The 13,422-nt window shown below is 71.0% G+C and carries 10 protein-coding genes; 5 read left to right on the top strand and 5 right to left on the bottom strand.

All coding sequences use genetic code 11. The features are described from left to right. Window positions 1-6: 6 nt before the first annotated feature. Window positions 7-333, bottom strand: coding sequence for a hypothetical protein (locus LXT21_RS38955; RefSeq protein ID WP_254043308.1), 327 nt, complete (start codon window positions 331-333; stop codon window positions 7-9). Between the two features lie 171 nt (window positions 334-504). On the opposite strand from LXT21_RS38955, the gene LXT21_RS38950 reads away from it, so the two are divergent. After that, the gene (locus LXT21_RS38950) at window positions 505-1,818 is read left to right on the top strand and encodes a hypothetical protein (protein ID WP_254043307.1); all 1,314 of its coding nucleotides are present in this window, start codon (window positions 505-507) and stop codon (window positions 1,816-1,818) included. A gap of 13 nt (window positions 1,819-1,831) precedes the next feature. On the opposite strand, the gene LXT21_RS38945 is transcribed toward LXT21_RS38950, so the two are convergent. Continuing rightward, entirely contained in the window at window positions 1,832-3,061 is a 1,230-nt protein-coding gene (locus LXT21_RS38945; RefSeq protein WP_254043306.1) for an alpha/beta hydrolase family protein, read from the bottom strand. Between the two features lie 523 nt (window positions 3,062-3,584). Then, the gene (locus tag LXT21_RS38940; protein ID WP_254043305.1) at window positions 3,585-4,472 is read right to left on the bottom strand and encodes a zinc metalloprotease; all 888 of its coding nucleotides are present in this window, start codon (window positions 4,470-4,472) and stop codon (window positions 3,585-3,587) included. 281 nt (window positions 4,473-4,753) lie between these two features. On the opposite strand from LXT21_RS38940, the gene LXT21_RS38935 reads away from it, so the two are divergent. The 4 genes from LXT21_RS38935 (at window position 4,754) to LXT21_RS38920 (ending at window position 8,858) form a co-directional block, all read left to right on the top strand. Then, the gene (locus LXT21_RS38935) at window positions 4,754-5,422 is read left to right on the top strand and encodes a DUF4142 domain-containing protein (RefSeq protein WP_254043304.1); all 669 of its coding nucleotides are present in this window, start codon (window positions 4,754-4,756) and stop codon (window positions 5,420-5,422) included. 263 nt (window positions 5,423-5,685) lie between these two features. Continuing rightward, window positions 5,686-6,558 carry a hypothetical protein gene (locus LXT21_RS38930; RefSeq protein ID WP_254043303.1) on the top strand — a complete coding sequence of 291 codons (873 nt, stop codon included), beginning with the start codon at window positions 5,686-5,688 and terminating at the stop codon, window positions 6,556-6,558. A 24-nt stretch (window positions 6,559-6,582) separates the two neighbouring features. Then, complete coding sequence (locus LXT21_RS38925; protein WP_254043302.1) at window positions 6,583-7,335, top strand: ATP-binding cassette domain-containing protein; 753 nt, start codon at window positions 6,583-6,585, stop codon at window positions 7,333-7,335. Further along, window positions 7,332-8,858 carry an ABC transporter permease/substrate-binding protein gene (locus tag LXT21_RS38920; RefSeq protein WP_254043301.1) on the top strand — a complete coding sequence of 509 codons (1,527 nt, stop codon included), beginning with the start codon at window positions 7,332-7,334 and terminating at the stop codon, window positions 8,856-8,858. Before LXT21_RS38925 ends, LXT21_RS38920 begins: the two co-directional genes overlap by 4 nt. Before the next feature lie 4 nt (window positions 8,859-8,862). On the opposite strand, the gene LXT21_RS38915 is transcribed toward LXT21_RS38920, so the two are convergent. Together LXT21_RS38915 and LXT21_RS38910 are read right to left on the bottom strand one after the other, a co-directional pair. Continuing rightward, window positions 8,863-9,837, bottom strand: coding sequence for a COX15/CtaA family protein (locus LXT21_RS38915; protein WP_254043300.1), 975 nt, complete (start codon window positions 9,835-9,837; stop codon window positions 8,863-8,865). A 525-nt stretch (window positions 9,838-10,362) separates the two neighbouring features. Continuing rightward, complete coding sequence (locus LXT21_RS38910) at window positions 10,363-13,308, bottom strand: sigma 54-interacting transcriptional regulator (protein ID WP_407667088.1); 2,946 nt, start codon at window positions 13,306-13,308, stop codon at window positions 10,363-10,365. Between the last annotated feature and the right edge of the window lie 114 nt (window positions 13,309-13,422).

The following is a 13,422-nucleotide window of genomic DNA, read 5'->3' as shown; positions in this document are numbered from 1 at the left end:
CGAAGTCTAGTTCCGCTCGGCGCCCGGACCCGATGCCATGAGCTGCTTCACCCACTCCCGGGGCTGCAGCCTGCGCAGCTGCCACACCCCTCCGTCCACCAACCACTGTCCCCACTGCGATGGAGTCGAGGGCCGTCGCCACAGGTCGACCAGGGCCTGCTGATGCACGGACAGGTCCGTCAGCGGGGTGAAGGACAGCGCTTCGTTCCGGGCCGCGACGAGAGGGCGCTCCTGGAGCGCGGCATACGTCGACGTCGCCACCAGGAGGCAGGCGCCGAGGACCAGGAACACGGCGCGGGACACATCGGTACGGCGGGTCTGACACAGGGACATCGCGAACCCCCAGGAACCTTGGACCTCTCGGGATGGTGCGCACTCAAGACGCGCGATGTCGCGTGGGTATGTGGCGCATGTAAACGATTGTAACGACGGGATTGGCGCGCCGGAGCGGATGGGCCATGGTCGCGCGCAGGGGGGCAGTCCATCCGTCTTGGGGAAGGTGCCATGCAGGTCTCGTCGCGACGTCTCGTGCTTCCATTGATGCTGAGTGCCATGCTGGTCTCCGGTTGTTCCGAGGACTCACAAACGCCCGATGGCAAGTCGTGTCCCGCCGTCTCGGGCGCGGCCGTCGAGCACCAGGGGCTGGTGACCACCTCGGAGACCTGGGCCGCGGGCAGCACTCACGTCATCACCAGCAACCTGACCCTTCGAGGACAGGTCACCGTGGCGCCTTGTGTGACGGTGCACATCGCGCCTGGGGCCTCGCTCCAGGTGGACAGCGGAGGCGTGCTCCGGGTGGAGGGGAGCAAGGAGCAGCCCATCCGCTTCGATCCTGACGAGTCGGGCAGGCCATGGGGAGAGCTGCTCATTGGCACGGGAGGTTCGGCGCGGCTGTCGTGGGTGGTGTTCTCGGGGGGAGGTGACCCTGGGGCGGCGCTGGCCACGGTGCGGGTGAACGCGGGCGCGGAGCTGCCCGGTCCCCGGCCGCTGTTCGTCCAGCACGTCACCATCCAGAACTCGCGCGGGCCTGGCATCATGCTCAATGGCACGGCGGGGTTCGCGGAGGGCTCGTCGGACCTGACCATCCGGGACGCGGGGAACGAGGCACGGCCCCATCCGATGATGGTCAATCCCAACGCCTTGGGGACGCTGCCCACGGGGACGTATACGGGCAACGTGGAGGATACCCTCTTCGTGGGGCCGTCCATCGCGTCGTCGTCGGTGTACTACCTGGGGGCGGACGCGACGTTGAAGGACTTGGGTGTGCCGTATCGGCTGGAGGGGCTCCAGGTGGGTGCGCTGAACGCACCCGCGAAGCTCACCATCGAGGCGGGCGCGGAGCTGCGCTTCGAGCCGGAGACGATGCTGCGCGTGGTCTTCGCGAACAGCACGCTCGTCGCGGCGGGCACGGCGGCGAAGCCCATCGTCTTCACGTCGGCCCTGGAGCACCCGGTCGTGGGGGCCTGGGCGGGCATCAGCTTCGAGGGGCTGAACCCGGAGTCCCGGCTGGAGTCCGTGGTGGTGCGCTACGCGGGCGGGCCGTGCCAGTGCTCGGGGTTCGGGTGCAACTACCTGCCGGACTCGTTCGACGTGAGCTCGGCCATCCTGGTGTTCCAGGAGCCCGCGGCGCCGTTCATCGCGAACGCGCGCATCGAGTACAGCGCGGGCCACGGCATCCTGCGCGGGTGGGACGGCGCGGCCATCGACCTGGCGACGAGCACCACCTTCGAGCACATCATGGAGTGCACGCAGACAACCCCGAAGGACGCGGGCGGCCGCTGCCCATCGGAGCCGCCCGCCTGCCCGCGCAGTCCGTGACGGAGGGCCGGCCTCAGGGGCAGGGCGTGCCGGGGTCCGCGTACTGGCAGCGGTCCGCGTACGGGTACGTGTAGGCGTGGCACGCGGTGGGCAGTGGCACGGTGCGGCTCGTGAGGAGCGGGCGCACCTGTCGGCCCCGGCAGGCGAGCCAGTGGCCCTGGCTCCGGTCCGTCCCGAAGGCCACGTCCCGGGCGGAGCTGTTGCCGGTGAAGGCATAGACGGCGAGCGCATGCAGCGGTCGCCAGACGGCCAGACGGTCCTGACTGTTGAGGACGTTCTCCGGGTTGTTGGTGAGGCCCGCGCGGGACATCGGCACGGTGTGCGTGGCGTTGAGCCCGCAGCCACACGCGTCGCTCTGCACCGTGTGCCACGCGCGCTCCAGGCCTGTGGGCAACTTGTTCCAGATGTCCTGGACGGCGGTGGCGTGGTCGTTGACCTCGTCGTCCGCGTACACCTGGATGACGGCGCGCACGTCGAGCGGCAGCGTCGGGTAGTCGCGGCCCCACGAGTACCAGGGCGCCATCGAGAAGATGAACCGCCCGTTGCTTCCCCAGCCCCGCTCGACGAAGCCCCGGCGCGCCATGTCCGGTGTCGCGGCGCCGCCATAGCTGTGGCCGAAGAACCCCACGCGCGTCAGGTCGAAGCGGCCCTGCTGCTGGGCGACAGCGGCGAGGAAGCCCTGCCACAGACAGTCGTAGCGGGCTTCGTTCGGACGCTCGACGTCGGGGGTGAGCGGGTAGGGGACGAAGACGACGGCGTAGCCCTGGCTCGCGAGCATCTGGAACAGCTCGGCGTACAGGTCCGCGTCCGTGGCGCCGAACGCGTGCGAGAAGAAGAGGACGGGGACGGAGGTCAGCCCCGTCGGCCGGTAGGTGAGGACCTGTCCTCGTGCCACCGGATGCGGATTCGCCACGCGCTCCACGGTGACGGCATGGGGGCCGGGCACGCCCCAGTCGCTCGCCGCGGTGACGAGGGTCCCGGGCTGCGGCTCGACACAGGGGGAGGGGAAGGGGAGGGTGGAGCAGACGCTCGCGGTGATGTCCTCGTCCTCCGTCCCGGCGTCAGCGGTGGGGTCCACGGGTGTGCCGCTGTCCGCGGAGGTGCCCCCATCCTCCGGGGTGCCGGCATCCGGGCCCGTGAGGACCCCCTCGTCGGAAGGAGGGCCTTCCGAGTCATTCGCTGACGAGGAACACGCCGAGACGAGGGACACACCGAGGAGGGCAAGCAGGCGAAGGCGGGACATGTCGAGGCTCCGAGTTGTCCTCTACAACCCACGTTCCCCTGAATGGTTAAGGGCCACCCGGCGAATCGCACGCGGTCCGCGAAGACCTCCACCCGGACAGCCCCTGGCCCTCCAGGCCGCTTTCACCGGGGCACGTTTGGCACATCAACGACAGTACGCCAGGCACTCGCTGCACCACCCATCGTGCGAGAACCGGGGTGGAAGCCAGGCCTCCGCTCCTTCATGAAGCCGCACGAACTCTCGTGACGGGAGGCCGAGGACTGCCGCGGCATGGCGCGCGGTGAGATGGAGCTCATCGGACTCCTGCGGGGGGCTGAAGAGCTCTCCGCAGGGCGGGGAACGCTTCGGCACATCCGAAGATGTCGAGCAACGAGGCGATGCGACGTCTGAGGTCGGGCTCTTCGCGGGGCGTCTGCTTCAGGAGGGCAACCAACTGCGCAACCCGACATGACGACGCCGGAGCCTCCACGTGGGAGACCCCGGCGTCGGGTCCGACGGATGGGCTGTCGGTCGAACGTCGTGACTAGCGGTACGCCGCCGTCAGGTCATCGGCGCGCGTGATCTGACCGGCGCTGAACGTGTTCATGCAGCTGTCGTCGGTGTAGTCCATGAAGTTGGTGATGGGGTCCGCGCCGCCACCCGAGCAGGTGTCGCGGCCGGCGGGGCAGCCGTACGCGGGAGAGGCCTCGGCCGGGGTGTCGCTGACGCTGTCGCCCGCGCCGGTGCAGCCGCCCTGGAACGTGTGGTACAGGCCCAGCCAGTGGCCGACCTCGTGCGTGCCCGTGTCGCCCTCGTTGTAGGGCGCCGCCGTGCCGCCAGGGACGCTGCTGTAGAGGAGGACCACGCCGTCCTGCTGCGGGTTGGACGCGTAGCTGGAGGGGAACGTCGCCCAGCCCAGGAGGCCGCCGCTCAGGTTCGCCGAGTAGATGTTGAGGCTCTCCTTGCCACCCTGGCGCAGCGCCTTCTTCATGGCGCGCTCGTTGGCGCTGCCGCTCTTGAGCGCGTACCACTTGGAGTTCGTGGTGCGGGTGATGCCCTGGAGCACGAAGCGGAACGACGTGCCCTGGTAGGCCTGGTTCAGCACCGTGAGCTGCGCGTTGATCTGCGACTCGGGGATGTCTCCGTTCGCGATGCCCGTGCCCTTGTTGACGACGTGGAAGTACGTCGGCACCGTCACCGAGCCCACCGCGCGCAGCTCGCCCTTGCGCGTGGCCAGGAACGCGTCGATGGCCTGACGCTCCTCCGCCGAGGGCTCCTCCGCCGCGCAGCCGCGGTGCGCCGCGACCTGCTCCGTGGTCTCCGCCGGGGCCTCCGCCGCCGGAGCCTCGTCACCGCGACACGCGGCCAGGCTCAACAGTGCACCCGCGACCACGGCCAGCCGACCATTCCTCTTCGCGACGCTGCCAATCATTGTCAACTCCAGGGAAGTTGCTGATTCATTGGATACTCGAATGAAACAGCGAGAGTCAATCCCTGTACAGACGGGAGCCCGCGCGGGTGGGTGTATGAGACATGGGTGCTCCAGCGGGAGGGGTGGATGTAAAATGTCTTTAATTGGCTCGGAAATACCCGGAGAGCGGCCACGGGAAATCGACAGGGCTCGCACAGGGGGGAGGGGCTGACGGGCGGGCGTCGTTTGCCGGGGCGCGGAGGCTGGACCACTTTCCGGCAATCCCTGTCCAGGAGGACGGCATGGCTCGAAGGAATCGTGGTGGTGGTGTGGCGGCCCTGGCGGCGGCGCTGGTGTTCGGCTCGATGACGGGCTCCGCGCTCGCGGACGAGGCGAAGAAGGACCACAAGGAGCAGAAGCGCATCGGTGAGGCCGCGGCCGAGAAGGAGCTGTACGTCGGCAAGCTGGCGCTCTTCGACGCCAAGCAGATTGCCCTGGGCAACCTGGCGCTGGAGAAGACGCAGGACGCAAAGGTGCGCACGTTCGCGCAGAAGCTGGTGGATGACCACAAGCGGCACCTGTCCGGCCTGAAGGCCTGGGCGGACAGCAAGCAGATTGAAGTGGCGACCATCGACCTGTCGCGGCCTCCCCAGTCCGGCACGGGCGGCTCCGGCGCGATGCAGGAGGGCTACGACAAGAAGATGGAGGGCGTCGATGAGCGCCTGAACAAGGCCATCACCGAGGCGGAGAAGGACCTGGACAAGCTGCGCGAGAAGAACGGGAGGGAGTTCGACAAGGACTTCCTGTCGCGCGTCGCGGATGACGGCAAGAAGGGTCAGGACATGGTGAAGGACGGCATGGACAAGTACCGCACCGACGCCGCCTTCAGCGAGCTCTTGCGCGGCACGCGCGAGGGCATCGCGAGCAACGAGCGGCAGGCCAAGGAGATGGAGAAGTCCTTCCGCCGCTAGGACGGGCGTTCTCGACGCATGACGAGGCCCGCGCGGTGACCCGGGGTTCCGGTGTCACCGCGCGGTGTCTTTTCAGGAGGGATGCTGTGTGCGGCGCTGGGCGCCCCGTGCGCTCCTGGGTTGACGCGGTGGGCGGTGGGTGTTTATCCCGACGCATGGCGAATGCCTGGAAGTGGGTAGCTGCCTGGTGGTGTGTCGTCCTGTGCTCGTGCGCGACGTCCGCGCCCCATGTCCCGCCTGTCCCGCCGGAGGGCGCCACGCCCGTGGGGCCATTCCTGCCGGCGGCGCGCGCGCTCTTCGCGGGGTGCACGCCGGTCCCCGACAGCGCCACGTCGCGCGTCTATCAGTGTGGTGACGCCACGGTGTGGCTCGTCGAGCGCAAGGCCGTGACGGCCGAGCGTGTGCTGACGCTGGCCCGGGCCCGGCTGGTGGAACGTCTGGGAGAGCGCGTGGTGGTGGCGGAGGGCGCGCTGCCGTTGGCGGACCGCTCGTGGCCCGCGGCCCGCTTCGCGGTGTGTGACGCGGAGGAGGGCGGCACGGAGGCTTCGACCCCCTGTCGCGCGGGTGGCTACCTGGTGTCCGTGGCGGGGCCGCTCGGCCGACAGCGCGAGCTGGGCTGCGTGGCGAAGCACAACGCCCCGCCCGCCGTGGCGCGCTGCCTGGAGCTCTTCGAGTACCTCGCGGCGAAGGGAAACCCCGAGGGGGAGCTGCTCGACGAGGAGGCGATGTTGCTGCCGCCGCGCCTGCCCTGGCGCTCGCTGGCGGTGCCCGAGAAGTGTCAGCCGTCCGCGTCCACCAGCCGCGCGGGGCGAATCCGCTGCGACGACGCGTCCTTCGTGTGGAGCGTGTATCGACCCGCGCGCACCGAGGTGACGGTCCGCTGGAGGGACCAGAGCGTGGCGGAGCTGCGCGCGGCCCTGCCCGGCGCCGGGCCCGTGAAGGAGGTGGCCTGTATGCTGGAGCAGCAGCCCGCGCGGTGTCTGCGCTTCACCGCGCCCACGTCACGTGGACCCCTCGTCGTCTGGGCCGGAGCGACGCACTGGGATGACCGCGCGGTGTTCGCGGCGTGCAGCTTCCTCGAGTCCGAGGAGCCCGCGTTCCCGGCCGTCTGCAATGGCGCCTTCTCCGTCCCCTGAACGAAGCGAGCAAGGAGCCCGCCCGTGTACGCACTGCAGGAGGTCTCCAAGCGCTTCGGTGACACCCTGGCGCTGGACGCGGTGACGCTCACGCTCCCACCAGGGCGGACCACGGTGCTGCTCGGGCCGAGCGGCTGCGGGAAGTCCACGTTGGTGCGCCTGCTCAACGGGCTCTTGCGTCCGGACACGGGGCGTGTGCTGTACGCGGGACAGCCGCTGCCCACGGACGAGAAGGCGTTGCTCGCGCTGCGCCACCGCGTGGGGTACGCGCTCCAGGGCGGGGGACTCTTCCCTCATCTCACGGGCGAGGAGAACGTGGTGCTGATGGCCCGGCACCTGCGTTGGTCGGAGGCGCGCATCCGCGAGCGCCAGGCGCTGCTGGTGGAGCTGACGCGCTTCCCGCCCGAGGCGCTCGCGCGCTATCCGGCGCAGCTGTCGGGAGGTCAGCGGCAGCGCGTGGCGTTGATGCGCGCGTTGATGCTGGACCCGGAGGTGCTGCTGCTCGACGAGCCGCTGGGCGCGTTGGACCCGCTGGTGCGGCATGAGCTCCAGGCGGACCTGCGCGGCATCTTCGCGCGGCTCGGCAAGACGGTGGTGCTGGTGACGCATGACCTGGCGGAGGCGGGGTTCCTCGGGGATGACATCGTGCTGATGCGAGACGGACGCGTGGTGCAGCAGGGCTCGTTGACGCAGCTGGAGACCCAGCCCCAGGACACGTTCGTTACGCGCTTCATCCAGGCCCAGCGACTGCCGCCCGGGGGAGGCGTCACCGGATGAGCCCTCGTTTGATGGGGACCTTGCTGGTGCTCGTCCTGTCGATGGGCGCCTGTGCTCGCGCGTCGAGCACGCCGGAGGGCGCGGCGTCCGTGCGCGTGGGCTCCAAGAAGTTCACCGAGTCCGTCATCCTCGGGGAGATGGTGGCGCAGCTCGCGCGGAGCACGGGGGCGAGCGTGAGCCATCGGCGCGAGCTCGGCGGCACCGCGGTGCTCTGGGAGGCGCTCAAGCGGGGCGAGCTGGATGTGTATCCCGAGTACACGGGCACGCTGCGCCAGGAGCTGCTCTCCGGACGCAAGCTGCCCGATGACGCGGCCCTGCGCGCGGCGCTCGCCGAGGTGGGCCTGCGCATGAGCGAGCCCCTTGGCTTCAACAACACCTATGCCCTGGGCATGAAGGAGGCGGAGGCCGAGCGGCTGGGCATCCGCCGCATCTCCGACCTGCGCGAGCACCCGGAGCTGCGCTTCGGCTTCAGCAACGAGTTCATGGAGCGCGCCGATGGCTGGCCCGCGCTGCGTGACACGTACAAGCTGCCGCAGCGCGACGTGCGCGGCCTGGACCATGACCTCGCGTACCGGGGGATGGAGGCCAACTCCGTGCAGGTGACGGACCTGTACTCCACGGACGCTGAAATCGCCGCCTACGGCCTGCGGGTCCTCGAGGACGACGCGCGCCACTTCCCCGCCTATGACGCCGTGCTGCTCTATCGCGACGACCTGGAGGCCCGCGCCCCCGAGGCCCTCGCGGCCGTGCTGCGTCTGCAAGGCAGCCTCACGGAGGACGCGATGGTGAAGCTCAACGCCCGCGCCCGACTGGAGCGCGTGCCCGAGCCGCGGGTGGCCTCCGACTTCCTCGCCGCGAAGCTGGGCGTCTCCACCGAGGTCCATGGCGAGGGGCTCGTCTCGCGCGTGCTGCGCCGCACGCGTGAGCACCTGTTCCTCGTCGGCGTGTCGCTGCTGGCCGCGCTCGCGCTCGCGGTGCCGCTGGGCGTCCTCGCCGCGCGCAGTCCTCGGTTGGGGCAGGGCGTGCTGGGCCTCGCCGGCATCATCCAGACGATTCCCTCGCTGGCGCTGCTGGTGGTGATGATTCCGCTGCTCGGCATCGGCTCACGGCCGGCCATCGCCGCGCTGTTCCTCTACAGCCTGCTGCCCATCGTCCGGAACACCACCGCGGGCCTCACGGGAATCCCGCTGGAGGTGCGCGAGTCCGCGGACGCGCTCGGCCTGCCTCCGCGCGCGAGGCTGTGGCGCATCGACCTGCCCATGGCCTCGCCCTCCATCCTCGCGGGCATCCAGACGGCCGCGGTCATCAACGTGGGCACCGCCACGCTGGGCGCGCTCGTCGGCGCGGGAGGCTACGGACAGCCCATCCTCACCGGCATCCGCCTGGACGACACCCGCCTCATCCTCGAGGGCGCCATCCCCGCCGCCGTGCTGGCCCTGCTCGTCAGCGGGCTGTTCGAGGCCCTGGGCCGCGCGCTCATCCCGAAGGGGCTGCGCCTGCGCGCCGAGTCGGAGTCGCGCTGACGGCTCAGGCGGCCGAGGCCTGCGTCGGCACCGGCTCCGACACCAGCTCCGCGCGGGGCGCGTCCTTCGACAATCCCGCCGCGCACATCCGCACCACCGTCATCCACACGAAGTCCGCCAGCAGCAGGTGCACCAGCTGCAGCCACACCGGCGCCAGCAGCACCACGTTGGTGAGGCCCGCGCCCAGCTGCAGGACGTAGAGGCCGGTGAGCAGCATCGCGGACTGCTTCACCTCCGGGGACGGCCGCAGCCGCGACAGCCACCGCCCCACGTACACCAGCGCCGCGCCCATCAGCACCGCGATGATGGGGTGATAGATGCGCCGGCGCACGAAGAGGTGGGCTGAGTCATTCGCGTGCTGCGCCAGCCCCTCCGCCAGCGTCTCCGAGGGGAACAGCGTGTCCCCCAGCGCCGCCACCGCGCCGCTCACGCCGAGCAGCATCATGCCGCCCACGCACACGCCCACCAGCACGCCCACCCAGCCCTGACCGCGGAAGGCCAGGTTCGCCCGGCCCTTCGAGAACCACAGCACCATCGTCTGCGCGCCCACCAGGAGGAACGTGTTCACCAGGTGCACGCCCATCCACACCGCGCGGCCGACGGACGCGTTGTCCGCCACGTACTGCAGCAGCACGATGCCGGCGCCCACCAGCGCCTCCGTCATCATGAAGAAGAGCGCCCAGTTCGCCGCCTTGCGTACCGGGTGCCCCTTGGCGTGCGCCCGCATGGCCCACACGCTCAGGGCCACCGCGAGCAGCATCGCCACGCCGCTCGTCAGCCGGTGGGTGTACTCGATGAGCGTCTGGACCGTCGGCTCCCGGGGCACCACCTGCCCGTTGCACACCGGCCAGTGATCTCCACACCCCGCCCCGGAGCCCGTGGCGCGCACGAAGGCGCCCCACAGAATCACCCCCAACGTGAAGACGAGCACTCCAAGGCTGAAGCGCTGGAACGAGCGGGTCGAAGCGGGATGAGTCATCGCGCTCCCCCTTATCGCAACCTCGCCTCACCCGCCGCCCGCGCACCCCATCCAGCGTCACCCCGCCCATCAGCCCGGCTGCTCGGCCTCTGCCTCGCTCGGCGCCGGGGCATATCCGGATAGGGCCTGACGGATGTCCCACCCGGCCTATTGGATATGCCTGCTCCCTTTGACTACCTCATTGGATGATGTCCATTGGACACTTCCATGCCCCTAAGGGCTGGCACGTAGAGTGCTTAACGACCGCTCAGTGCGCGACGGACCTCTCCGGAGGCTGGCGACACACGGCTTGAACAGGTGACCGCCCTCGGGCGGTCCCGGCACCCAGGGTCGAAGCTTCCCCCCTCTTGGGCCCATGGGTGTGTTCTTTGAGAGGCACAGTTGGAAGCAGTACCGCGCTTCGGGCCGGGGTTCCCCCCTCCCCGGCCCGGAGCGGACCTCTTCCGACACAGGCCTCATCGGGTTCCCACAGGGGTGTGGGGAAACAGGGCGGGGCGCATCGCGGGTTGGGGTGGTTCCTCGACTTCAGCCCGCGATGCGCATCTGCTTTGCCCCCAGCACCGCTGGCAAGGGCCCGTACGCCATGGAGCGCTCGATGACGTTGCGCAGCTCGCGCACGTTGCCGGGCCACGGGTGGGCCATCAGGGCCTCGAGCGCGTCCGAGCCCAACTGCGGGGGTGGCTGTCCCTCGGGCGTGAGCTGCCGCACGAAGTGCCGCGCCAGGGCCACCACGTCCTCGCGCCGCTCGCGCAGGGGCGGCACGCGCACCGGCACCACCTGGAGGCGGTAGTAGAGGTCCTCGCGGAAGCGGCCCTCGCGCACCAGCTGGCCCAAATCCCGGTGCGTGGCGGCCACCACGCGCACGTCGACCTCCACCGGGCGCGTCTCTCCCAGGGGGAAGACCTCGCCGTTCTCCAGCACGCGCAGCAGCTTGGGCTGCACGTCCAGCGGCAGCTCGCCAATCTCATCCAGGAACAGGGTGCCGCCGTGCGCCGCGCGCAGCACGCCGGGGTGGTCCGAGGCCGCGCCGGTGAAGGCGCCGCGCCGGTAGCCGAACAGCTGCCCCTCGAAGAGCTCCTTGGGGACGGCCGCGCAGTTGAACGCGACGTAGGGCCGCTGCGAGCGCGTGGAGAGCAGGTGCAGCGCCCGCGCGACGACCTCCTTGCCCGCGCCGGACTCGCCCGTGACGATGACGGTGGAGCGGCTGGCGGACAGGCGCGAGAGCTCCGCGCGCAGCCGCTTCATCGAAGGCGACGCGGCGATGAAGCCCGGCATCTCCGTCTCGCGCCCGGGCTCCTCGGACGCGGGCTCGCTCGCGCCCGGCACGCCCGGCTCCACCGTCGTGAAGCCGCGCAGCGTCGCCACCTCCAACGCGAAGCCGCCCAGCCTGGACAAGAGCGTGAGCAGCGCGCGCCCATCCACCGGCAGCGGGCCCACGACGCCCAGCCGCAGCCTGCGTCCACATCCGTCGCCGAACTCGACCTCGTCCGTGGCCGGCCGCGCGTCCAGGCCCGCGAGCAGCGTGACGCGTCCCTGGGAGTCCACTTCTTCCAGCCGGGGCGCGCAGCCGGGGAACAGGCCCTCCAGCACGCCGAGCAGCTCGCGCTGGATGAGCGGCGCGCCCATGCCGCGCACGGACAGCCGCTCGAAGGGCACCACCAGCGCCTCGGAGCCCAGGCGCGTGGTGGCGCCGGGCTCGGGGGTGGGGCTGCCCGAGCCGGCGGGTCGCGCCGTGGCGGGGATGAAGTTGGGTTGCGGCGCCATGCCGATGCGGCGCAGCTCCGCGTCGCTGGCGGCCAGCAGCTCGTCGGCGGCCGGGTCTCCCTCGTGCTTGCCCAGCCACGCCAGCAGGCTGCGCGTGAAGGCCGCCATGCACACGTCGCCGGAGAGGCGGAAGGTGCCCAGCGAGGCCTCGAGCAAGTCGCGCGCCTCGCGCGTGCGGCCCTCGACGACGAGGAGGATTCCCTCGAAGCGGTGGAGCAGCGCGGAGTGCCACGCCGACGGCATCCGCTCCAGGAAGGCGCGCGTGCGGCGCAGCACCACCCGGCCTTCCTCGCGCTGACCGGCGTACGCGCGCGCGGCCGTCTCGTACAGCAGGCACTCGCGGCGCAGGTAGGGCCAGCCGCCCAGCTCCATGCCGCGCGCTCCGGCGGCGGCGAAGCCCGCGGCGGCGCGCTGGGCGGTGCCCTCGCTCAGGTCCGCCATGGCTTCGACGAAGAGCGCGTACGCGCCGGTGAGCGAGCGCTGGATGTTGCCGTCGTACGAGGACAGGCGGGAGGCCAGCTTGCGCAGGTCCGCGGGCCGGTTCACCGTCAGCCACAGCTTCGCGCGCGTAACCGCCAGCTGCAGCGGCGTCCAGCTCAGCTCCTCCACCACCGCGTCGGCCTCGTCCAGCGCGGCCTCCGCCTCGGTGAAGCGCGCCAGGCGCATCAGCGCCTCGGCCTCCGCGCGCGCCGCGAAGATGAACGAGAAGCCGCGCGCCATGCGTCCGCCGTACGCCGCCTCGCGCGCGCGGCGCACGAGCAGCAGCGCCTCCTCCGGCTCGCACGCCTCGTCCAGCCGGCGCTGCGCGAGGAAGGCGAGGTTGCGCGCCTCCAGGAACGCGTACCCCAGCCGCGCCGCGCCCTGGGCCACCTCGCGGAAGCGGCGCGTGGCCTGCGTCGTCTCGCCGCGGATGGCCTCCTCGTGCGCGCAAACGTCCTCGGCGAGCAGCCGCAGCGCCGGGTCCGTCACGTGCGTGAGCGCCTCCGCCACGCGCCCCGAGTAGCGCGCCACCCGCTCCGTCTCCCCCAGGTAGAAGGCGCCCGCCGTCTGCGCCATGCGCAAGAGGCAGCGCGCGTCCGCGTCCGGGCGCTCGACGAGCAGCGCCTCCGCGCGCGCCACGTGCCCATCGGACTTCACGGCGTCGAACAGCTTCCCATCCGGCGACGCGTAGAGGTTGGCCGCGAGCGCGTGCACCTGCAGCTCCACGCCCAGCGGCAACAGGCCCATCTCCGCCTCACCCAGGTGCGGCAGCAGCGTGGCGAGCGCGCCCCGGCTGTCCTCGCGCCCCCAGCGTTGCAGATGCGACAGCCCCACCGCCGCCAGCGCCCGCGCGCCCGGCGTCCGCAGCACGCCCGAGGCCAGCAGCGTGAGCAGCTCCTCCTCCGCCGCGCGCCACTCGGCCCGCTTCAGTCGGTCCAGGCAGGGCTGTAGCCGCTGGCTCTCCTCGGGGCGCAGCTCCTGGCGGGACAGGGAGGGCAGCCGAGCGCCCGCGAGTCCTCCGCCCTGCAGCTGCTTGAGCGCCTGCGCCACCCGGCCCCGGGGCCGCCGTGCCTGGGGCGCCTCTTCCGGCAGCTCCCAGCGATACACCGTCAGGGGGGTCACACCCAGCATCCGGGCGAAGGCAGCACGGCTATGGCCTCCACGCATCGCGCGGATGGCCTCGGGGCTCAGCTCCCCGCCTTCCCCCTTTTCCTCGATGCTCTCCACGACACCGAACCCCTTGTGCCCCCCGCGGACACAATCTCATGGGCCTTTTCCAGGGGGAATGCAAACGATTGAGCATTTCCCGGGATGCCCCATGAGCATCACCCGTCACGACTC

This window comes from Myxococcus guangdongensis (assembly GCF_024198255.1).
Classification (GTDB): Bacteria; Myxococcota; Myxococcia; order Myxococcales; family Myxococcaceae; genus Myxococcus; species Myxococcus guangdongensis.
Note: the sequence above shows the minus strand (reverse complement) of the source record. Positions and strands in the feature narration are given on the sequence as shown.

Excerpts from the sequence above, each read along its gene's own strand:
- LXT21_RS38945 (WP_254043306.1), bottom strand. The coding sequence starts at position 3,061 with ATGTCCCGCCTTCGCCTGCTTGCCCTCCTCGGTGTGTCCCTCGTCTCG.
- LXT21_RS38940 (WP_254043305.1), bottom strand. The coding sequence starts at position 4,472 with ATGATTGGCAGCGTCGCGAAGAGGAATGGTCGGCTGGCCGTGGTCGCG.
- LXT21_RS38955 (WP_254043308.1), bottom strand. The coding sequence starts at position 333 with ATGTCCCTGTGTCAGACCCGCCGTACCGATGTGTCCCGCGCCGTGTTC.
- LXT21_RS38950 (WP_254043307.1), top strand. The coding sequence starts at position 505 with ATGCAGGTCTCGTCGCGACGTCTCGTGCTTCCATTGATGCTGAGTGCC.
- LXT21_RS38920 (WP_254043301.1), top strand. The coding sequence starts at position 7,332 with ATGAGCCCTCGTTTGATGGGGACCTTGCTGGTGCTCGTCCTGTCGATG.
- LXT21_RS38915 (WP_254043300.1), bottom strand. The coding sequence starts at position 9,837 with ATGACTCATCCCGCTTCGACCCGCTCGTTCCAGCGCTTCAGCCTTGGA.
- LXT21_RS38935 (WP_254043304.1), top strand. The coding sequence starts at position 4,754 with ATGGCTCGAAGGAATCGTGGTGGTGGTGTGGCGGCCCTGGCGGCGGCG.